The 19,850-nt window shown below is 73.7% G+C and carries 13 protein-coding genes and 1 pseudogene; 3 read left to right on the top strand and 11 right to left on the bottom strand.

What is annotated here, in order from left to right:
• Positions 1 to 161 precede the first annotated feature (161 nt).
• The 3 genes and pseudogenes from R8Z57_RS12480 to R8Z57_RS12470 form a co-directional block, all read right to left on the bottom strand.
• Positions 162 to 1,760, bottom strand: coding sequence for a DEAD/DEAH box helicase (locus tag R8Z57_RS12480; RefSeq protein WP_318354113.1), 1,599 nt, complete (start codon positions 1,758 to 1,760; stop codon positions 162 to 164).
• A gap of 1,001 nt (positions 1,761 to 2,761) precedes the next feature.
• Positions 2,762 to 3,730 (bottom strand): annotated as a pseudogene (gene pip, locus R8Z57_RS12475) (prolyl aminopeptidase); the annotation flags it as partial.
• Positions 3,727 to 4,596 carry a neutral zinc metallopeptidase gene (locus R8Z57_RS12470; protein ID WP_318354112.1) on the bottom strand — a complete coding sequence of 290 codons (870 nt, stop codon included), beginning with the start codon at positions 4,594 to 4,596 and terminating at the stop codon, positions 3,727 to 3,729. The gene R8Z57_RS12470 and the pseudogene pip, both read right to left, overlap by 4 nt.
• 73 nt (positions 4,597 to 4,669) lie before the next feature.
• Between R8Z57_RS12470 and R8Z57_RS12465 the strand changes: the two genes are divergently transcribed.
• The 3 genes from R8Z57_RS12465 to R8Z57_RS12455 all read left to right on the top strand — a co-directional run bounded on the left by R8Z57_RS12465 (position 4,670) and on the right by R8Z57_RS12455 (position 8,250).
• Positions 4,670 to 5,692 carry a malate dehydrogenase gene (locus R8Z57_RS12465; RefSeq protein WP_318354111.1) on the top strand — a complete coding sequence of 341 codons (1,023 nt, stop codon included), beginning with the start codon at positions 4,670 to 4,672 and terminating at the stop codon, positions 5,690 to 5,692.
• Positions 5,693 to 5,800: 108 nt separating this feature from the next.
• Positions 5,801 to 7,687, top strand: a complete 1,887-nt coding sequence (locus R8Z57_RS12460; RefSeq protein ID WP_318354110.1) for a sodium:proton antiporter — start codon at positions 5,801 to 5,803, stop codon at positions 7,685 to 7,687.
• 68 nt (positions 7,688 to 7,755) lie between these two features.
• Positions 7,756 to 8,250, top strand: a complete 495-nt coding sequence (locus R8Z57_RS12455; protein WP_378723876.1) for a recombinase family protein — start codon at positions 7,756 to 7,758, stop codon at positions 8,248 to 8,250.
• A 733-nt stretch (positions 8,251 to 8,983) separates the two neighbouring features.
• Here the strand turns inward: R8Z57_RS12455 and R8Z57_RS12450 are convergent.
• Genes R8Z57_RS12450 through R8Z57_RS12415 form a run of 8 tightly spaced genes read right to left on the bottom strand, consistent with a single transcriptional unit; the run spans position 8,984 to position 19,836 of the window.
• A complete protein-coding gene (locus tag R8Z57_RS12450) occupies positions 8,984 to 9,742 on the bottom strand; it encodes a hypothetical protein (protein WP_318354109.1) in 759 nt (252 codons plus the stop codon).
• Positions 9,730 to 11,406, bottom strand: coding sequence for a serine/threonine-protein kinase (locus R8Z57_RS12445; RefSeq protein ID WP_318354108.1), 1,677 nt, complete (start codon positions 11,404 to 11,406; stop codon positions 9,730 to 9,732). The genes R8Z57_RS12450 and R8Z57_RS12445 overlap by 13 nt, the downstream gene beginning before the upstream one ends.
• Positions 11,403 to 12,902 carry an FHA domain-containing protein gene (locus tag R8Z57_RS12440; RefSeq protein ID WP_318354107.1) on the bottom strand — a complete coding sequence of 500 codons (1,500 nt, stop codon included), beginning with the start codon at positions 12,900 to 12,902 and terminating at the stop codon, positions 11,403 to 11,405. Before R8Z57_RS12440 ends, R8Z57_RS12445 begins: the two co-directional genes overlap by 4 nt.
• Positions 12,902 to 13,759 carry a PP2C family protein-serine/threonine phosphatase gene (locus R8Z57_RS12435; RefSeq protein WP_318354106.1) on the bottom strand — a complete coding sequence of 286 codons (858 nt, stop codon included), beginning with the start codon at positions 13,757 to 13,759 and terminating at the stop codon, positions 12,902 to 12,904. Before R8Z57_RS12435 ends, R8Z57_RS12440 begins: the two co-directional genes overlap by 1 nt.
• A complete protein-coding gene (locus R8Z57_RS12430; RefSeq protein ID WP_318354105.1) occupies positions 13,756 to 15,081 on the bottom strand; it encodes an RDD family protein in 1,326 nt (441 codons plus the stop codon). The genes R8Z57_RS12435 and R8Z57_RS12430 overlap by 4 nt, the downstream gene beginning before the upstream one ends.
• Positions 15,078 to 17,606: a transglutaminase-like domain-containing protein gene (locus R8Z57_RS12425; RefSeq protein ID WP_318354104.1), complete on the bottom strand. Its 2,529-nt coding sequence runs from the start codon at positions 17,604 to 17,606 to the stop codon at positions 15,078 to 15,080. Before R8Z57_RS12425 ends, R8Z57_RS12430 begins: the two co-directional genes overlap by 4 nt.
• Entirely contained in the window at positions 17,603 to 18,865 is a 1,263-nt protein-coding gene (locus tag R8Z57_RS12420) for a DUF58 domain-containing protein (RefSeq protein WP_318354103.1), read from the bottom strand. The genes R8Z57_RS12425 and R8Z57_RS12420 overlap by 4 nt, the downstream gene beginning before the upstream one ends.
• Entirely contained in the window at positions 18,865 to 19,836 is a 972-nt protein-coding gene (locus R8Z57_RS12415; RefSeq protein ID WP_318354102.1) for a MoxR family ATPase, read from the bottom strand. The genes R8Z57_RS12420 and R8Z57_RS12415 overlap by 1 nt, the downstream gene beginning before the upstream one ends.
• Between the last annotated feature and the right edge of the window lie 14 nt (positions 19,837 to 19,850).

The following is a 19,850-nucleotide window of genomic DNA, read 5'->3' as shown; positions in this document are numbered from 1 at the left end:
GGGAACCTGGCAGCCTCTTCATCCAGCATCGAAACCTCACAAACGCACCACCCCACACCCCGCACCGGTGCATTCGTGCGGTCTCGCGTGCGCGCCGAGCGCACACGGCGAACCCCCTCCGTCCTCGGGTGAGAGCGGAGGGGGTTCGCGGTAGTTGAGGGTCAGCGGCCGCCGCGGCGGTTGGTGCCGTTGGGGCGGACGACCGAGCCGACCATGAGCTTGCCGGTGCCCGACGACGAGGCGCGGCGGCCCGACGTGCGCGGGTTGCCCTGGGGCTGCGCCGCGCGCGAGTGGCCCGCGCTCTGGTCGTGGCGCTGGTGCGAGGCCTTGTCGTGAGCGGATGCCGCGTCTCGGCGCTGACCGCCCGCGGCCTGCTGGCGTGTGCCCTGGCCGGCACCGCCCTGGCCCGAACCGCCGCGGCGGCGACGACCGCCCGAACCGGAGCCGCCGGAACCGGAGCCGCCCGAGCGGGCGCCGGTCGCGGCATCCGTCTCCCGTGCCTCGCGCGCTGCGCGCTTGCGCTGCGCGTTCGCACCCTGGCTGGTGCCGCGCGGCGTCTCGGCCACGGGGACCGGCTTGACGTACGGCGCGACCTGGCCGACGAGCTCGACGACCTCGGGCGAGGTCGCCGTCACGGCGATGGGCTCGACCGAGATGGCGGCCTTGCGCAGCAGCTGCGACACGTCGCGCTTCTGCTCAGGGAGCACGAGGGTGACGACGGCGCCCTCGGCGCCCGCGCGGGCGGTGCGGCCGGAGCGGTGCAGATACGCCTTGTGCTCCATCGGCGGGTCGACGTGGATGACGAGCTCGACGTCGTCGACGTGCACGCCGCGGGCGGCGACGTCGGTGGCCACGAGCACCTTGACGGCGCCCGACGAGAACGCCGCGAGGTTGCGGTCGCGCGCGGCCTGCGACAGGTTGCCGTGCAGGTCGACGGCCGGGATGCCCTGGCCGGTCAGCTGCTTGGCGAGCTTCTTGGCCTGGTGCTTGGTGCGCATGAACAGGATGCGGCGTCCCATGCCCGACGCGAGAGCCTTGACGACGTCCTTCTTGGCGTCGGCGTCGGCCAGCGTGAAGACGTGGTGCGTCATCGCGGCGACGGGCGAGTGCGCCTCGTCGACGGAGTGCAGCACCTCGTTCTGCAGGAAGCGATTCACGAGCTTGTCGACCCCGTTGTCGAGGGTCGCGCTGAAGAGCAGTCGCTGGCCGCCGGCGGGCGTCGCGTTGAGGATGCGCGTGACACCGGGCAGGAACCCGAGGTCGGCCATGTGGTCGGCCTCGTCGATGACGGTGATCTCGACGGCGTCGAGGTGCACGAAGCCCTGCTTCATGAGGTCTTCCAGGCGGCCGGGGCACGCCACGACGATGTCGACGCCGGCGTTGAGTGCGTTCACCTGGCGGTTCTGGTTCACGCCGCCGAAGATCGTGGTCGTGGTGAGGCCGTACGCCTTGGCCAACGGCGCCAGGGTCGCGTCGATCTGCGTCGCGAGCTCGCGCGTCGGCGCGAGCACGAGGCCGAGCGGGCGGCCCTTGCGGCGGTTGCCGCCGGCGAGCTTTCCGCCGAGGCGCGCGGCCATGGGGATCGAGAAGGCCAGGGTCTTGCCCGAGCCGGTCTTGCCGCGGCCGAGCACATCGCGCCCGGCGAGCGTGTCGGGGAGCGTGTCGACCTGGATCGGGAACGCGGTGGTCTTGCCCGACGCGGCGAGCGCGTCGACGAGGGGCTGAGGCACGCCGAGCGCGCCGAACGTGGTTTCGGTCATGGGTACATCTCCGGGCACGGTGGTGCCCTGTCGGTGGCCGGGGCGTATCTCGCCCGCGGGTCGCCGTACGAAAGTCATCACCGGCATCGCGCGGCGGTGGCCGGGCGGCGGCGGGAGGGGAAGCGTTCTACGACGCGAGAAGCGCGATGAAGCGCTGCAAGGTCTCCCACCCTAGCAGTGCCCACCTGGGGGTTCGCCGCGCCCGGCCCCGCCCGCTCGATCGGGGTGTCGGCGGAGCACCGACCTCGGAACGAGACGGATGCCGGACGCCGGAGCTCGTCGGCCCCCACCTGCGTCGAGAAGCTGCGATCTCGGCGAGACAGCACGTTGTGGGCGCCGAAAACATGGTGGCTCGGCGAGATGCCGCAATGTCGACGGAGAAGAAGGGGACGGATGCCGGGGCCGCGTGCTCTGCGGAGGCTCGGGGCGTTTCGTCTCGGTCGCTGGCGCTCCCTCGCTCAACGAACGGGAGGCAGCGGGGCGGGTCAGGGGCGAGAGCGACGGGCCGAACGGAAGCCGCCGCTCGGCTGGGTGTACTCGGTGGCCGGCTCGCCGTCGTGAGCCGACGCGTGCTCGGCCTCGCCGTCGGCGTGATGCGCGGCGTCCGATTCGCCGTCGCCGGCCTCATCCTCGGGCTCACCGTGGGAGCCGGGATCACCCGGTGTGGCGTCGTCGTCCGAGTCCGGCACATCGCCGTCTTCGGCCCCGGCCGCCTCGGCGCCGGAGTCCGCCGCCTCGGGCTCCGCGGCGTCGGGCTCGCCCTCCCTCGCCGGCTCGGCCTCCGATGCGGGCTCACCGTCTGCCTCCGGTTCACCGGCGGACTCTGTCTCGCCGTGCGTCTCGGGCTCACCGGCGGACTCGCTCCCGCCGTGCGTCTCGGGCGCACCGGCAGACTCGGGCTCGCCGTGCGCTTCGCGCTCCGCCTCGGACGCGGCCTCCCGCCCACCGTCCGGCTGCCCCGCCGACGCGGGCGCGGACACGCCGTCGCCCGCCGCGGCGTCGGCGGCGAAGCGGTCGGTGGCGGCCCGGAGCGCTGCGGCGATGCCGGGCTCGGAGGCCGCGTGCGCGGCATCCGGAATCATCTCGAATCTCGCCTCGGGCCACGCGCGATGCAGGTCCCATGCCGTCATCGCGGGCGTGCACAGGTCGTACCGGCCCTGCACGATGACGGCCGGGATGTGACGCACCCGGTCGACGCGGGCGATCAGCTGACCCTCGTCGAACCAGCCGCCGTGCAGGAAGTAGTGGTTCTCGATGCGTGCGAACGCGGTGGCGGCGCGCGGCTCGGTCATCGCCTCGACGAGGTCGGGGTCGGGAGCGATCGTCAGGTTCGCCGCCTCCCACCGCGACCAGGCGACGGCGGCCGGCACGTGCACGGCGGGGTCGGGATCGTCGAGCCGGCGGTGGTAGGCCTCCATCATCCGCGAGCGCTCGAGGATCGGGATCGGCGCGATGAAGTCCTCCCACAGGTCGGGGACGACGGATGCCGCACCGCCCTCGTAGAACCACTCGAGCTCGTGCCGGCGCAGCGTGAAGATGCCTCGCAGCACGATCTCGGTCACCGACCGGGGGTGGGCCTCGGCGTACGCCAGGGCGAGGGCGCTGCCCCACGAGCCGCCGAACACCTGCCACTTCTCGATGCCGAGGTTCTTGCGCAGGAGGTCGATGTCGGCCACGAGGTGCCACGTGGTGTTGTGACGGAGGTCGGCGTGCGGATCGCTCGCGTGCGGGGTGGATCGTCCGCACCCGCGCTGATCCATGAGGATGATGCGGTAGCGCTCGGGATCGAAGAACCTCCGGTGCCACGGCGACGCGCCGGCGCCCGGCCCGCCGTGCAGGAACACGACGGGCTTGCCCTCGGGGTTGCCGCTCTGCTCGTAGTAGACGCGGTTGCCCTCGCCTGCGATGAGCGTGCCGGTGTCGTACGGCTCGATCGGCGGGTAGAGGATCTCGTCGAGGTGCTCGTTCACAGGCTGCCCCCCGGAACGGCGAACGTGTCGCACGCCGAGACCCCGCTCTGGTAGCCCGTCTGGAACCACCCCTGCCGCTGCTCGCTCGACCCGTGCGTCCAAGACTCGGGGTTCACGAAGCCGCCCGACTCCTGCTGGATGTGGTCGTCGCCCACCGCGCCGGCCGCGTCGATCGCATCGGCGATCTGCTGCTGGGTGGGCGCCCGCAGGTACGGCACGCCGTTCTCGTCGCGCTGCTCCGTCATGTCGCCGACCCATGCCCCGGCGAAGCAGTCAGCTTGCAGCTCCATCCGGACGCCGTTGCTCTCGGGGCCGGTGCCGTTGCTCGGGTGCTGGTCCATGATCCCGGCGATGTGCTGCACGTGGTGGCCGTACTCGTGGGCGAGCACGTAGAGCTGGGCCAGGTCGCCTGCCGACGCATCGAACCGCTCGCGGAGAAGACCGAAGAAGGTGGGGTCGATGTAGACCGTCTCTTCGGGCGGACAGTAGAACGGACCGGTCTGATTGGATGCCGTGCCGCACGCCGACGACGTCTGCTGGTCCACGATCACGAGCGTGGGTGCGCGGTAGCCCTGCACCTGCGTCTCCCAGTACTGGTCGAGCACGAGGCTGCCCGCCGCGAGCCGGCAGGCGTCGTTGCGGTTGGCGTCGGCCCCCGTCTCGCACTGCTCGATCTCGGTCTCGCCGCCGGAGCCGGTCTGCGGCAGCGCGGGCGCGATGCTCGAGAGGTCCTGGCCCGTGAAGAGCTGGAAGAGCAGGAAGGCGATCGCGCCGAGACCGGCCAGGCCGCCCCCCGCGATGGCGACGCCTCCGCCTCGTCGCCGCGCCGTGTTCCCCCCGACGTTGGCGTTCTCATTGAACGTCATGAATGTCACGGTACCCCGCCCTCCCGACCGGACACAGGAGCCCGCACGGAATCCCCGGGAATAGGCTCATGCCATGGCGAGCGAACCGACGACCGTGACCATCACCGGCGGCGGCGGGCAGATCGGCTACGCGCTGATGTTCCGCATCGCGGCGGGCGACATGCTCGGACCCGACCGGCCCGTGCGGCTGCGGCTGCTGGAGATCCCGCAGGGCATGCGCGCAGCCGAGGGCGCCGCGCTCGAGCTGCAGGACTGCGCGTTCCCCCTGCTGACCGACGTCGAGGTGACCGACGACCCGCTCACGGCGTTCAACGGCGTCAGCGTCGCGATGCTCGTGGGTGCGCGTCCCCGCACGGCGGGGATGGAACGCGGCGACCTGCTGGCGGCCAACGCCGGCATCTTCGGACCGCAGGGCGCGGCGATCGGCGCGGTCGCCGCCGACGACGTGCGCGTCGTGGTGGTCGGCAACCCGGCGAACACGAACGCGCTCATCGCCGCGGCATCCGCTGCTCCTCACGTGCCCGCCGACCGCTTCAGCGCCCTCACGCGGCTGGACCACAATCGCGCGGTCGGACAGCTGGCCGAGGCGCTCGAGGTGGCGCCGGGCGACATCGCGGACGTGGTGATCTGGGGCAACCACTCGGCGACGCAGTTCCCCGATGTCTCGCATGCCGGGCTGGCGGACGGCCGCAGCGTGCTCGACGCCCTCGCCGAGCGCCTCGGCGGCCGCGACCAGGCGACCGCGTGGCTCGACGACGTCTTCATCCCGCGTGTCGCGAAGCGCGGCGCCGAGATCATCGAGGTGCGCGGCTCTTCGTCGGTCGCCTCGGCCGCCAACGCCGCGATCGAGCACGTCCGCGACGAGCAGCTCGGCACGCGCCGGGGCCGGACGTCGGCCGCGGTCGTGTCGCGCGGCGACTACGGCGTTCCCGAGGGCCTCGTGTGCTCGCTGCCGGTCGTGTCGCGCGGCGACGGCGAGGGGTATCGCGTGATCGAGGGTCTCGACCTCGACGCGCGCGGCCGGCAGCGGTTCGAGGCATCCGTCGCCGAACTCGTCGCCGAGCGCGACGCCGTGCGGGCCCTCGGCGTGGTCTGAGGCCCACCTCCGCGTTTCGAATCGCGCACTTCGCTGCTTCTGGCCGGCGAAAAGCGCCAGGTGCGCGATTCGAAGGCCACGAGTGAGGCCGGGAATAGGCTCTGACGCGTGGAAGCACTGATCGTCGTCATCGTCGCGGTGGTGGTCATCGCGCTGGCCACGGCGATCGCCCCCAAGCTCGGCATCGCGGGACCGCTGATCCTCGTGCTGGTCGGCGGCGCGGTGAGCCTGCTGCCGTTCGTCGAGGTGCCCGAGATCGATCCGGAGTGGATCCTCGTCGGCGTGCTCCCGCCGCTGCTGTACTCCGCGGCCGTTGCGCTGCCGGCGATCGAGTTCCGCCGTGACTTCGGCCCGATCGCGGGGCTGTCGTTCCTGCTCGTCATCGTCAGCTCGGTCGTGCTCGGGCTGTTCTTCATGGCCGTGATCCCCGGCATCCATCCCGCCATCGCCGTCGCGCTCGGCGCGATTCTCAGTCCGACGGATGCCGTGGCCACCTCGATCGTGAAACGCCTGGGCGTGTCGCGCCGGGTCGTGACGATGCTCGAGGGCGAGAGCCTGCTCAACGACGCGACCGCCCTGGTGCTGCTGCGCACGATGATCGCCTCGGTGGCCGTCGCCACGTCGGTCGGGGGCGACACGCGCGTCGGGGTCGGCTTCCTCCCGGCCTTCGCATGGGGCGTCATCGTCGCCGTCGCCGTGGGCGCCCTCGTCGGCTACCTCAACCTGCGTCTGCGCGCGCTGGTGCGCAACTCGGCGGCCAACACCGCCATCGGCTTCGTGGTGCCGTTCATCGCGTACATCCCCACCGAGGAGCTCGGCGGCTCGGGTCTCGTCGCCGCCGTGGTCGCGGGGATCGTGACCGGACAGGGTGCCGCACGGTGGTTCACGCCGGAGCAGCGCCGCTCGGACGAGCACAACTGGCGCACCGTCGAGCTGATGCTCGAGGGCGCGGTGTTCCTGGTCATGGGGCTCGAGCTCAATGAGATCGTCACGCAGAACGTCGAGAACCACAACGGCCTCGGCACCGGCATCGGGATCGCGGCCGGCGCGCTCGCCATCCTCATCATGGCGCGGGCGGCGTACGTGTCGATCCTCGTGTGGCTGCAGAGCCGGCGGGCCCGCGGCCGGCAGCGCCGTCGGCTCGAGGCGATGTCGGAGCGCATCGACCTGCTCGCCTCGGGCGACCTGTCGGCCTCGGGCGTCGCGCTCGGGCTGGGCGTCGCGCGCGGCCCGGGCGACGCGCACAGCCCGGGCGTCACGCTCGGCCCGGGCGTCGCGCCACCGGGGCGCGGCGCGCGTGGCGGGGCCGCGGCATCCCGCAGCCGGAGAAGGCGCGAGGCGCCCGATGTGGACAGTCCGCGCGTGCAGCGGCGGCTCGCGGCGATGCGCACCCGCATCTCACGGTCGCTCAGCGACCTCGACTACTACCAGGCGTCGCCGCTCGGCTGGAAGCACGGCGCCATCATCGTGTGGGCGGGCATGCGCGGCGTCGTCACCCTCGCGGCGGCGCAGACGCTGCCGCGCGACGACACCACCGACCGCGCGCTGCTCGTCTTCATCGCATTCGCCGTCGCGGTCGGGAGCCTCATGCTGCAGGGCTTCACGCTCCCGTGGCTCGTGCGACTGCTGCGACTGGAGCAGCCCGGCGACGACGGACTCGAACGGGCGGAGCAGTCCGCCCTCGACGACGAGCTGCGCGATGCCGCCGTCTCGGCCCTGTCGAGTCCGCTGCTGCGCCGCCGCGACGGCACCGCCTTCGCCCCGGAGCTCGTCGCGCATGTCGGCAGCCGCATGGTCGATCCTCCCGACGACGCCGAGAGCCTGCCGACCCGCGACCTGCTCGAGCTGCGCCTCGCCATGATCGAGGCGATGCGCGCGCGGCTGAACGAGCTCTCTTCCGGCGGCGGCTACAGCACGCCCGCGCTGCGGCACGCACTCGCCGAGCTCGACGCCGACCAGCTCAGCCTCGAGCTGCGCCTCGACGACGAGGACTGACGCCGGCATCCCGGCGCGGCGGCGTGAGGGCGGAGTGAGACAATGGGTGCCGAGCGAGGGGGCCTCACATGAGCGAGACGACGATGAAGACGCCGGATGCCGCGCACACGCATGCTGCGCCGGCGTCAGGGTCCGTCGGGCCCGAGACCGCGCCGCTGCACCTGCCGCACCCGGCCGCCGAGTGCCCCAAGTGCTTCACGGAGCTGCAGCAGAACCGCAACTGGTGGCTGGCCCAGCCCGCCGGCTCCCGGCTCGTCGGACTGGTCATCTCGCGCGACGACATGCCATCGGTGGTCGAGCAGCGCGCAGACCTCACGCGCTTCGGCGTGCCGATCGAGGGCTTCCGGCACCCCGCCCCCGAGACGCTCGAGTCCTGGGAGGAACGCCTGGTGCGCCTCTTCGGCACCCTGGGCCGGGGCGACGTGCTCGTCGTCGCGAACGTGCACGCCCTCGGCCGCGACATCGACGAGGAGACCCGAACGGTCGCCGAGCTGCACCGCCGCGGTGTGGTCGTCAAGGTCGTGAGCCACGGCGGCCGCCACCTCTACGACGCCGGACGCTGACGCGCCTGCGCGCGGCCGCCGCGCTGCGCCTCAACCGCTCCGCGCGCGAGCCCGCCTGCTCCGCGAGCCCGCCCAGTGCGGACGACCACCCGGGGCCGGCTGTCCGCCACCAGGGTGGATGGCATGTCCCACTTTCGGTGGCTCCCGACCGCGGTTGGGCCCGAAAGCGGGACACGCGTGGGCGGCATGTCCCACTTTCGGTGGCTCCCGGCCGCGGTTGGGACCGAAAGTGGGACATGCACCGCCGGAAGTGGGACACGCACCGCCGGAACTGGGACACCGGGCACCGAGCTGCCGCAGGCGCAGGGTCTTAGACCGCAGAGCGCGGGGCGGCGTAGAGGGCGTGTCCCACTTTCGGTAATTCCCGGCCGCGGTTGGGACCGAAAGCGGGACATGCTCCGTGGAAAGTGGGACACGCACACCGCCGGAAGTGGGACATCGGGCCCGAACTGCCGCGGGCGCAGGGCCTTGGACCGCTGAGCGGGCGAGGAGCGTCGAGGGCATGTCCCACTTTCGGTCGTTCCCGGCCGCGGTTGGGCCGGAAAGTGGGACACGCAGGGATGGCATGTCCCACTTTCTGCGCTACCCGGCCGTGGTTGGGACCGAAAGTGGGACATGCTCCGCAGAAAGTGGGACACGGGCGCACCTGCAGCGCGCAAAGCCGCAGGCGCAGGGCCTTGCGCCGCAGAGCGCCGGAAACCCGGGAGGCGGGTGCGACAGGAGCGACCGCGGGTCAGGCGTCGTCGGCGCCGGACTCCCCGGCGCCGCTGAGCGAGTTCGCCCGCTCCTCGTCGAGGAGCGGCAGGTCGTCGCGCGTCACGAGGCGGGCCGCGAGGGCGTGCTCGACGAGACGCACGCGGCGGTTCGTGGCGTACGAGCGCACACCGCCGCGCATGCCGGGCACGCCGATGCGGTCGAGCTTGTCGCACACGTTGTCGAGCTTGCGGTTGAAGCGCGTGAGCGTCCAGCCGAGACGCTCGGCGGCCTGTGCCGACGTCGGCAGCTCGCTCATGCCCGTGCCGTCGCGGCGCAGCACGGGTTCGGCCAGCGCAAGGATCATGACGCGCTGGCTGTGGGTGAGCGGCACGTCGCCGATCGTGCTGAGGCCGTCGTCGTCGGGCGTCGGCGGCGTCTCGCGGAACGTCGGCTCGGCGGCGTGGATCGTGAGCTCGTAGGTCGTCGGACCGGCGCTGAAGATGACGGATGTCGCGGCGAAGACGAGCGGCAGCCGCGCACCGGGTGCGAGCCACGCCTGCACGCGGCCGCCCGTGTCGGTGACGGTCGCCGACAGGCGCGAGCCGACGTTGGAGAGCAGCCAGAGCCCCTCGACGTGCTGGATCGTGAGGAAGTTGCGGTGCAGGAAGAGGTTGTCGTCGATGGCGAGGTCGCCCTCGCGTCCGACGGTGAACACCGTGTCGGGCGCGACGGAGAACTCCTCCCCTGCGAACTCGACGGTCAGGGCATCGGCGACGGCGGCGGTCACGGGGTGCATCCTCGGGTCGGCGTCTGCTGGAAGCGGCCGTTCTCGCGCACCAATGTGACGTCCACGCACGTCTGCCCGGTCGCGGCGGCCGGCACGACGATCTCGGCGACGTCGACCGGCTCGGACTCCGCCGTGACGTCGGTGATGGTGACCGGCGTCACGATGTAGGTGTCACCGTCCTGCGGATCGGGGTTGGTCCAGGTGAAGCGCACGCCGCCCTCGACGGGGGCTCCGGTGACGTCCTCGACGGCGGGCACCACCAGCGACAGCGGATCCTGTGGCGCGGACGAGCCGGAGGGCTGCGGCTCGGCGTCGGGCGTGCCGGCGAGGATGCCGGGCAGCGAGACCCCGACGATGACCGCGACGAGCACGAGCGCACCCACACCGAGCCCGATCCACAGTCCCGTGCGACGGCGCGGGGCCGGACCGGCACCATCGGGGACGGCGACCGGTGCGGCGGGAAGCGCGAAGGACGAGGCATCCGGTCCCGCAGTGAAGGGTGGCGCCACCGGAACCGGCGCGCGCAGCACCGTCTCGTCGAGCGGCATCGACGCCGCATCGGCCCGGCGCACCGTCTGCTCGTAGGCCGACGGAGCCATCGCCGGCCGCGCGACGGTGTCGGCCGCCGCCGGTTCGGCCGGCGGCGCGAACGCGCTCGCCGGCGGGGCGAAGGCGCTGGGCGCCGTCGTCGCCGAGGGACGGGTCATGCCGGCCGCGGGCGTGGTGTCGGGGTTGATGCTGACGACGCCGCGGACGCGGGTGAGGCCGTCGTCCTCGTCCTCCTCGATGTCGTCGGGGAGGTGATCGTCGAGGATGTCGATCGGCGTGACCGAGTGGGCCAGCTCGATCTGCACGGTCTGCAGCGCCCGGGCGAACGCCAGTGCGCTCTCGTACCGATCGGCGGGCGCCTTGGCCATCGCGCGATCGAGCACACGCTGGAGCGACACCGGCACGTCGGCGCGGCCGAGCGCGGGCAGCGCGAGCGTCTCGATGCGGTGGATGAGCTCGGCGGCGGTGTTGCGCTGGCCGGGCAGCTCGAAGGGCGAGCGCCCCGCCAGGAGCGTGTACACCGTCGCGCCCAGCGCGTAGACATCCGAGCGCGGGTCGCTGCGGGGCACGTCGGCGAACGACTCCGGCGGCGACCAGGGGATCGACAGGCCCGCGGACTCGGCGGCCGCGCTCGTGGTCGAGGCGATGCCGAAATCGGTGAGGGCGGGGCGGTTGTATTCGGTGACGAGGATGTTGGCGGGCTTGATGTCGCGGTGCAGCACCCCGGCGCGGTGCGCCGTCTCCACGGCCGCCGCGACCTGCACGCCGACCCGCAGCGACTCGGCGATCGAGAAGGGCTCGCGCCGGTACCGCACCTGCAGGTTGGGCCGCGGGCAGTACTCCATCACGAGGTACGGCCGGCCGTCCTGGGCGACTCCCGCCTGGTAGATCGTCACGATCGCCGGATGCGTCGAGAGCATGGCCATGACGTTGGCCTCGGCGGTGAACTCCTCGACCGAGCCGCTCGACATCCGGTCGGTCAGCAGCACCTTCACCGCGACGCGCCGCTTGGGCAGCTGCTGCTCGTACAGGTACACGTCGGCGAAGCCGCCCGAGCCGAGCAGGTCGACGTAGGTGAAGCCCGGAAGGTCGGGCGGCGCCATGGGCGCGCGCTTCGCGCTCACGACATCCCTTCGATCGCGACCGTGATGCCGTCGCCGAGGTCGAGCACGTCGCCGGCGATGACGACCGTCCCCTCACCGGGGTGCAGCCGCACCGGGTCGGCACCGGGGCGCAGCAGGGTCGTGCCGTTGGTCGTGCGCAGATCGGTCGCGACGATGCTCTCCCCCTCGACGCGCAGCTCGACGTGGCTGCGCGAGATGTCCTGCTGAGGGCTGTCGACGGCGACGAGGTGCGGCAGGTCGGTGCCGCTCACGCGGGTCGAACGCGGACGCCGGCCGATCACGACGGTGCGGTCGAGCGGGATCACCTGTCCGGTCGACACCCGCACCCGGCCGGGCGCCGGCGGGCGCGGCGGCGCGAGGGCGTCGGGCGTCCCGGAGGACGACACCGCCGTGCGCTCGAACTCGGCGTCGGCCGCCGCTTCCGCCCGCAGCGCGCGGGCCTGCGCGAGCGAGATGGTGGCGCCGTCGTGGTCGCCGGCCACGGGGGGCGCCGGCGCGGCGGCGGCCGGGGCGGGCGTGCCCATCGACCGGATGATCGTGGCCGCCCACGGCTCGTCGCCGCTGGGTGCGGCGGTGGCCGCGGCGTCGTCCTCGTCGAACGGCTTCTCTGCGTCGCCCCCCGATCGCGACGGCGGTGCGTCCTTCGACAGCAGCGTCGAGTCCGAGGGCAGCAGCGTCTCGGCGTCGGCGACCGACGGCACCGAGTTCGAGTCGATGAGTCCGCTACCCGGTGTGCGCGGGCCCGCGGGTGCGGCTGCCCCGGAGGGCGGCACCGGCACGCCGATGGAGGGTGCGGATGCCGCGGCCCGAGCGCCTCCGGCTGCCCCGGGCGCGACGGTGGGCGGCGCCGGCGCGGCGACCGCGGGTGCGGCGGTCGCGGCAGCGGTCGCCGCGGCCGGACCCGCCGCAGCGACCGGTGCCGGCTCCGCTGCGGGCGACGCGTCCGCGCCAGGGCGTCCGAGCGCCTCCCCGCCGGCGGGCGCCGCAGCGGGCGCGCCGGACGGGCGCGCGGAGACCGGGGCGCCCGCCACGACCGCGGGTGAGGACGAGCGGGTGGCCGCGGCATCCCACACGATTCCCGCCGCGAGCACCACGCCGTCGGCGATCTCGAACTCGGCCGGCGCGGCCGCGTCGAGGTCTTCGGTGGTGAGCGCCACGCGGGAGACCCCCGCCACGACGCGCTCGGTCCAGGTGGTGACGCCCGCACCCGAGACGCGCTCGGGCGCCGCGGCGTCGACCTCGAGGACGAGCTCGCCCCGCACCGCGAGCCGCACACCGTCGACCTCGGCGAGCGCCACCGCGAAGGAGGGGATGGCGGTGAGCGACGCGCCGTACGCGCCGGTGAGGGCCTCGATGACGCCACCCAGGCCGCGTCCGTCCGACACGACGGCGCGGATGCGCGCGAGCAGCGACGCGGAGGCCCCCGGCTCGAGCACCACGAAGCCGCGCGGCGTGACCGCGATCGGCGTCGTTCCCGGGGCGTACAGCGTCGGCATCAGAATCCTCCTGTGGCGACCGCCCGCGGCAGGGTGTCGCCGTCGATGTCGGCATCCAGGTCGGCGGGGGCGCCCACCGGCACCGTATCGCGTTCGTGTGTCCGGTTGGCGCGCGTGCGCACCGCGAGCGCGTCCACGACCAGCGCGGTGATGTTGTCACGGCCTCCGCGCACCATCGCCTCGTGCACCAGCCTCGTGGCCGCCGCCTGCGGGTCGGCCTCGGCGAGCAGGATGCCGTGCAGGGCGTCGTGGTCGAGCTCGCCCGAGAGCCCGTCGGAGCACACCAGGATGCGGTCGCCGTCCTCGGCGGGGAGGAGCCAGTAGTCAGGCTCGGCGTCGCTCCCCGCGCCGATCGCCCGGGTGATCACGTTGCGACGGGAGTCGCGCTGCGCCGCGTCGGCCGCGAGCTGCCCGCTGTCGACGAGCTCCTGCACGACCGAGTGGTCGACGCTCACCTGCTCGAAGCGGCCCTCGCTCAGCCGGTACGTGCGCGAGTCGCCGAGATTGATCGTGAGCCAGTAGCCCTCGCCGTCGACGTCGGCGATGACGACGCCCGCGAGGGTGGTGCCCGCGCCGGCCCCTCCGCCCGGCGGCAGCGCCCCGACGCGCCGGCGGGCGGCCGACACCGCGGCCTGCACCTCGTCGATCGTGAGGCTCTCGCGGCCGACGAGGGCCGCGAACTCGTCGACGACGGCCGCGCTGGCGATCTCGCCCGCGTTGTGTCCGCCCATGCCGTCGGCCACGAGGAACAGCGGCGCGGCGGCGAGGTACGAATCCTCGTTGATGCGGCGGCGCAGACCCGCATCGGTCGCGGCTCCGAACGCCACCGCGATCGCGGTGCCGGGCTCGGCCGTCACGCGGCACCCACCGCGACGCGCCGGTCGCCGAACTCGAGCTGGTCGCCCACGCGCAGGGTGGTGCGACCGGCCGGCGCGAGTGGGATGCGCACCCCGTCACGCACGAGGACGGTGCCGTTCGTCGAATGACGGTCGGCGATCCAGGCTCCGCCCGCGTCGCCGCCGATCTCGAAGTGCGTCTTCGACAGCGACAGCGTCTCGTCGCGCACGGCTACCGAGACCGCACCGGTCTCTGCAGCGGGGTTGCGCCCGTAGAGGGTGCGGCCGTAGACCGCCATGCGCGTGCCGTCGTCCCACGTGAGCACCGCGAGCACGGGCGCCTCGGCGTAGAGGGCGGCGCGTTGCGCGGGCGGCGGGACGGCGACGCGGGTCGAGTCGAGCTCGTCCGCGGGAGCGATGGTGGCGACGGATGCCGCGGCCGCGGCGACAGCGGCCCCGAGCGGCTCCGTCGTGGTCGCGGCGGGGAAGGGCATGGTGACGCTCGGGAACGCCTCCGTCGCCGGGGGCCGGTACTGCGGGGCGCGGACCATCGGAGCCGACGGTGCCTCCCCCGTCACCCAGGGCATGCCGTCGATCACCCGGGTGACGACGGGCGGGCTCGGGCGCACGGGGGCCGACGGCGCGGGTGCGGCGCCGTATCCGGGCCACGGCACCGGTGCGGCGGCGGCCACGGGCACAGCGACCGGGGGCGCCGGCGGTGCAGCGGGGGCCGAGGTGGACGTCGGGGCAGCTGCGGCCGAGGCGAGGGACGGTGCCGACGCGGCCGCCGGCGCCGACGCGCGGGCGGTGAAGTCGGGCCAGGGCAGGTACGGATTGTCGACGGCCGCCGCGGGCGACGCGGCGACGCGGGACGCGGCATCCGTCCCCCGCACGTTCACCACGACGGCGCGCGACGCCTTGTCGTGCCAGCCCTGGTGGCGACGGCGTCCGTCGAACAGCGGCGAGAAGTAGCCGATGACGATCGAGCCGGCGAGGCCGAAGACGATGTTGCGCCAGACGGCGCGCCAGAAGCCGATCGGGCCGGCGGCGTCGGCGTCGTGCAGCTGCAGCCCGAGCAGACGCTGCCCGATCGAGCCGCGTCCGCCCTGCATCGCCGAGTAGACGAGCCACCACGCGAACAGCACGAGACCGATCACGAGAGAGCCGGCCGACACCAGGATCGCGAGACCGACCGGATCGGCGTCGGCGCCGAACACGACGCCCGTCATGATGCCGATCAGCGCGGCCCCGAGGGCGTAGGCGATCGCGAGGTCGATCGCGAACGCGCCCACGCGGCGACCGATGGTCGCCGCGGGGGCGGCGACGGGCGAACTGACGGTCATGGGGTCTCCTGGGGGGCGGACGGAGCGGGGGGTTCGGTGCGCTGCGCGCGGCGCGTTCTGCGGGCGGCCCGGGGCGCGGCGGTCGACTCCGGGCGGTCCGGCGACGCCGGAGAGACCGTAGGCGCGTCGGCGGCGGCGGGCGTTGCGCGAACGGGCCGGGGCGGGAGCGCGAACCGCGTGCCGGCGAGGAGGGAGCGGATGCTGAGCCTCGCCCGCAGCCGCTGCCACAGCGAGCGCTCGCGGCCCATGTCGCCGACGATGTGGTCGACCTCGGTCCAGAAGGCTTCGATGTCGTCGGTCGTCGGCTCGGTCGGGCCGAAGACCTCGAGGTCGGCGCGGGTGGCGAGCGTCGCCACCCGGGGTTCGGCGAACACGGCAGTGAGCACGCCGGCATCCTCCTGGCGCGTCGCGCCGGGCCGCACGGGCGCCCCGTAGTCCGCGGCGCGGTCGACGAGCTCGTCCCAGCCGCCGCTGATGCGGTCGGCGGCCCGCTCGGCGGCGCGGCGCTTGCGACGGCGCGCGGCCTTCAGCACGCCGATGACGATGAACGGCGCGAGCAGCACCGCCAGGACGGCGAGCGCGCCGATGCCGATCGACAGGATCGTCCACAGCAGCCCGAGGTCGAGCGCGTCCTCGTCCTCCGAGCCGCGGTCGTCCGCGACGGTCGGCGGCAGATCGACCTGCTCCTGCGGCGGGGGCGGCGGCTGCAGCACCTGCGGCTTGGGGTCGGCCTTCGGCTTCGTCGTCTGGTCGCTGGGAACCTGGTCCTCGGGCGGCGTCGGGTCGAAGGGCACCCAGCCGGCGCCGTCGAACGCCACCTCGACCCACGCGTGGAGCGTCTCGCCCGTGGCCTCGAAGACCGGCTCTCCCGCGGCATCCTCCTCGGGGTAGAAGCCCATCACGACACGCGCGGGGATGCCGATCTCGCGGGCGAGGAGCGCCATCGCGGTGGCGTACTGCTCGTCGTCGCCCACCATCTGCTGCGAGCCGAGCAGGGTCGCGATGCGCTCGGCGCCGTGGCCTGCTCGCGAGAGGGGCTGACCGGCGAGGCCGTGGCTGAAGAAGCCGTCCTCCGAGAGCATCAGCTGCAGCGCGCGCACCTGCTCGACGGGGGTCGCCGCATCGGCCGTGGTCTCGGACGCGATCTCGGCCAGGCTCTCGGGCACCCCCTCCTGCTTGGGCAGCTTCAGCGGGGCGAAGGCGGTGTCGCCGAGCTGCTCGTCGCTCGGGACCGCGGGGATCACCGTGTCCAGCGTGTACGCGTCGTCGGCGGCGAGGCCCGCCGTGACCACGCCGGTCTGGGTGGACTCGTTGTAGTGCGCGGTGCGCCGGAGGTCGTCGGCACGGTCGCCGTCGAACGTCACGCTGCGCACGGCGCCGGCATCCGGCATCCACACGCCCTCCAGCGCGCCGATCTCGACGTGCACCGTGGCCGGCGTGCCCTCGGCGTCGGCCGACATGTTCGTCCGCGCCGGGGAGAACGCGCTCGAGGCGCCCGCACCCTCGTCCGAGACGTTGTAGACCGTGCCGTTGTAGGCGTCCATCGTCGCCAGGCGCACGCGCGCCCCCTCGGGGAGGCCGCTCACCGTGAACAGCGCCTCGTCGGGGTGGTCGCGCACGTACGACCGGAACGACTGCAGGGGGCTCGCGAACTCGCGGATGTCGAACGGCGGGATCACGACGTCGCGCAGCACGTACCGCGGGGACGACGGCGCGGCGAAGCCGCTCGTGGCGACGCCGACGACGCCCGCGATGACGACGACCGCGGCGCCCATCACCACCCGGCGGACCGCCGGCCCGCGTCGTGCGGCGCCTTCGCCCACCGAGATGGCCGCCTGCTGCGGCTGCCACGCCTGACGGATCGCGAGCCACACCACCGCGACGAGGCCGAAGACGACGCCCTGCACCACCGGCACCGCCGGCTGCGAGGTGCCGAGGGCGATCTCGACGGCGAGGAAGACGGCGGCCGGAACGAGCGCCCACGCGGCGCTGCGCAGGCGCAGCGCGAACGACGTCGTCAGCACGGCGGCGACGAGGGTGAGGAGGAAGGGCACGACGAGGTGGCCGCCGTCGGCGGCGACAGGAGCCACGGTGGTGAGCAGCTGCTTCCACGACAGCACGGCGCCGAGCGCGAGCTGGCGGATGGTGTCGAGCGTCGGCACGAAGCCCAGGACGGTCGTGTGGGGCAGGGCGAACGCGCCGCCGAAGAGGAGGTAGACCAGCACGGTCGCGCCGGCGAGGAGCAGCACGCCCCAGCGGAACATGCGCCCGAGGACCGCCAGCCCCATCCCCAGCGCGAGCGCGCCGAGCGCGGCGACGAGGTACAGCGGGCCGTCGAACGTCGGCCAGAAGCCCACGACCGGGATGAGCAGCAGCGCCGCCACGGCACTGAGGTCGAGGATCCACCGCCGCAGCGGCAGCGCCTCGGCCTTGGCGGTGCTCGCGGCGGGGGCGGCAGTCGCGGTGCGGGCTGGGCGTGCGCGGTTCGCGGCGCGGCGGGAAGGCGCGGACGTCGGTGCCGTCATGCCAGCACCTTCCGCAGGGCGCTGGGCAGCTGCTCGAGCGCGCCGACGGTGACGACGTCGGCCTCGCCGATGCGGCGCAGCGACGGCGCGGTGGCGGGCGAGCCGGCGACGACGGCCAGTACCCGGGCGCCGAACGGCAGCCGGCTGCACGCGGCCCGCAGGTCGTTCGCATCGACGCGGGTGCCGCACACCAGCACCACGACGCTCGCCAGCGGCAGGGTCGCGGCCACGACGCCCGCGAGCTCGACCACGCTGCCGGCGCGGGGCTTGGACGCCCCGAGCGCCGACAGCGCGTCGAGGAACTGCTTGCCGGTGCCCGCCGGCAGCGCGCGCTCCTGCACGCGCACCTCGACGCGGTGGGAGTCGCGCAGGGCGCGGAGCCCCAGCGAGCCGGCGGCCGAGATCGCGAGCTCGAACTCGTCGTCGTCGCGGTAGTCGCCCGGGTTCGTCGACAGCCCGATCACGAAGTGCGAGCGCCGCGTCTCTTCGAACTGGCGCACCATCATGTGGCCGGTGCGCGCCGTCGACTTCCAGTGCACGTGGCGCAGGTCGTCGCCCGGCTGGTACTCGCGCAGAGCGTGGAACGACACGTCGTCCGGTGACAGGTCGGTGGCGGGAAGGCCCTCGAGGTCGCGGAGGAAGCCGAGGGACTGGCCGTCGAAGAGCACCGTGCGCGGGTGCACGAAGAGGTCGACGGGCTCGTCACGCCGGTGCACCCGTTCGAAGAGCCCGAGCGGATCGCCGCGCACGACGCTCACCGGGCCGACCTCGACCACGGCGCGGCGGGTGGTCGGAATCGCGAACAGCTCCTCGGCGGAGTCGCCGGCGGCCAGCCGCTGCACGTCGAACACGCCGCGGCCGTTGCCGACCGGCAGCACGACCCGCGAGGGCAGGATGGCCCGCGTGCCGGTGTTCGACAGGGTCAGCGCGCCCACGGCACGCTCCCCGACCACGACGCGCGTGCGGTTGAGGTCGAGCGAGACGTCGTACGCGGTCCGCCCGATGAGGAACAGCAGGCACAGGGCGAGCACCACCGCGACCACGAGCGCTGCGACGGTGAGCTCCCACCAGCCGAGCGCCTGCCCGGCGATCCACAGCACCGCCATCGCGGCCAGCAGCACCCAGGCGGCGGGACGCACGACCGCGAACACGCGGCCGAGCACGGCCCCGGCACGGCGCAGCGCGCTCAGCGCCAGCTGCCCGTACCAGGCGCGGGGGTCCTCCGCGCCGCTCGCCTGCCCGAGTGCCTCCGTCGTCATCAGGCCGCGGACCTCGCCTGCGGTGCGGCGACCGACTCGAGCACGCGCGCGATCACCGTCTCGGCGGACGTCCCGGCGAACTCCGCCTCGGGGTCGAGCACGATGCGGTGCGTCCAGACCGGGCCGACGAGTCCCTTGACGTCGTCGGGCAGCACGAAGTGACGGCCCTGGGCGGCGGCGTAGACCTTGGCGACGCGGATCATCGCGAGCGAGCCGCGCACCGAGACGCCCACGCGCGTCGCGGTGTCGGTGCGCGTGGCCTCGGCGAGCTGCGCGGTGTAGCGCAGCACCGCCGGGTCGACGTGCACGGTGCTCGCGAGGTCGGCCATGTCGGCGACGGCGCCCGTCGTGATGATGGCGGGGAGGTGCGCCGACGGGTTGCGGTCGGCCGCGCCCGCGAGGATGCGCTCGGCGACGGCCAGGTCGGGGTAGCCGATCGAGGTCTTCACCAGGAAGCGATCGAGCTGCGCCTCGGGCAGCTTGTAGGTGCCCGCCTGCTCGATCGGGTTCTGCGTCGCGATGACGAGGAACGGGCGACCGACCTCGTGCGCCACACCGTCGACCGTCACGCGCGACTCCTCCATGACCTCCAGCAGCGCCGACTGGGTCTTCGGCGACGCGCGGTTGATCTCGTCGGCGAGCACGATGGAGGCGAAGACCGGTCCGCGATGGAACTCGAACTTGTGCGAGGCCTGGTCGTAGATCGTCACGCCGGTCACGTCGGACGGCAGCAGGTCGGGCGTGAACTGGATGCGGCTGCTCGTGCCCTGCACGGTGGCGGCGAGCGCCTTGGCGAGGCTCGTCTTGCCGGTGCCCGGGGCATCCTCCAGCAGCACGTGCCCCTCGGCGAGCATCGCCGACAGCACCAGCCCGACGACCTCGCGCTTGCCCATCAGGGCCTGGTCGACGTTGTCGACCAGGCGCGCGAAGGTGCCCTGGAACCAGGCCGCCTGTTCGGGGGTCATCGTCATGTTGCTCTCGCTTC

This window comes from Microbacterium sp. M3 (assembly GCF_033548675.1).
Taxonomy (GTDB): Bacteria; Actinomycetota; Actinomycetes; order Actinomycetales; family Microbacteriaceae; genus Microbacterium; species Microbacterium arthrosphaerae.
Note: the sequence above shows the minus strand (reverse complement) of the source record. Positions and strands in the feature narration are given on the sequence as shown.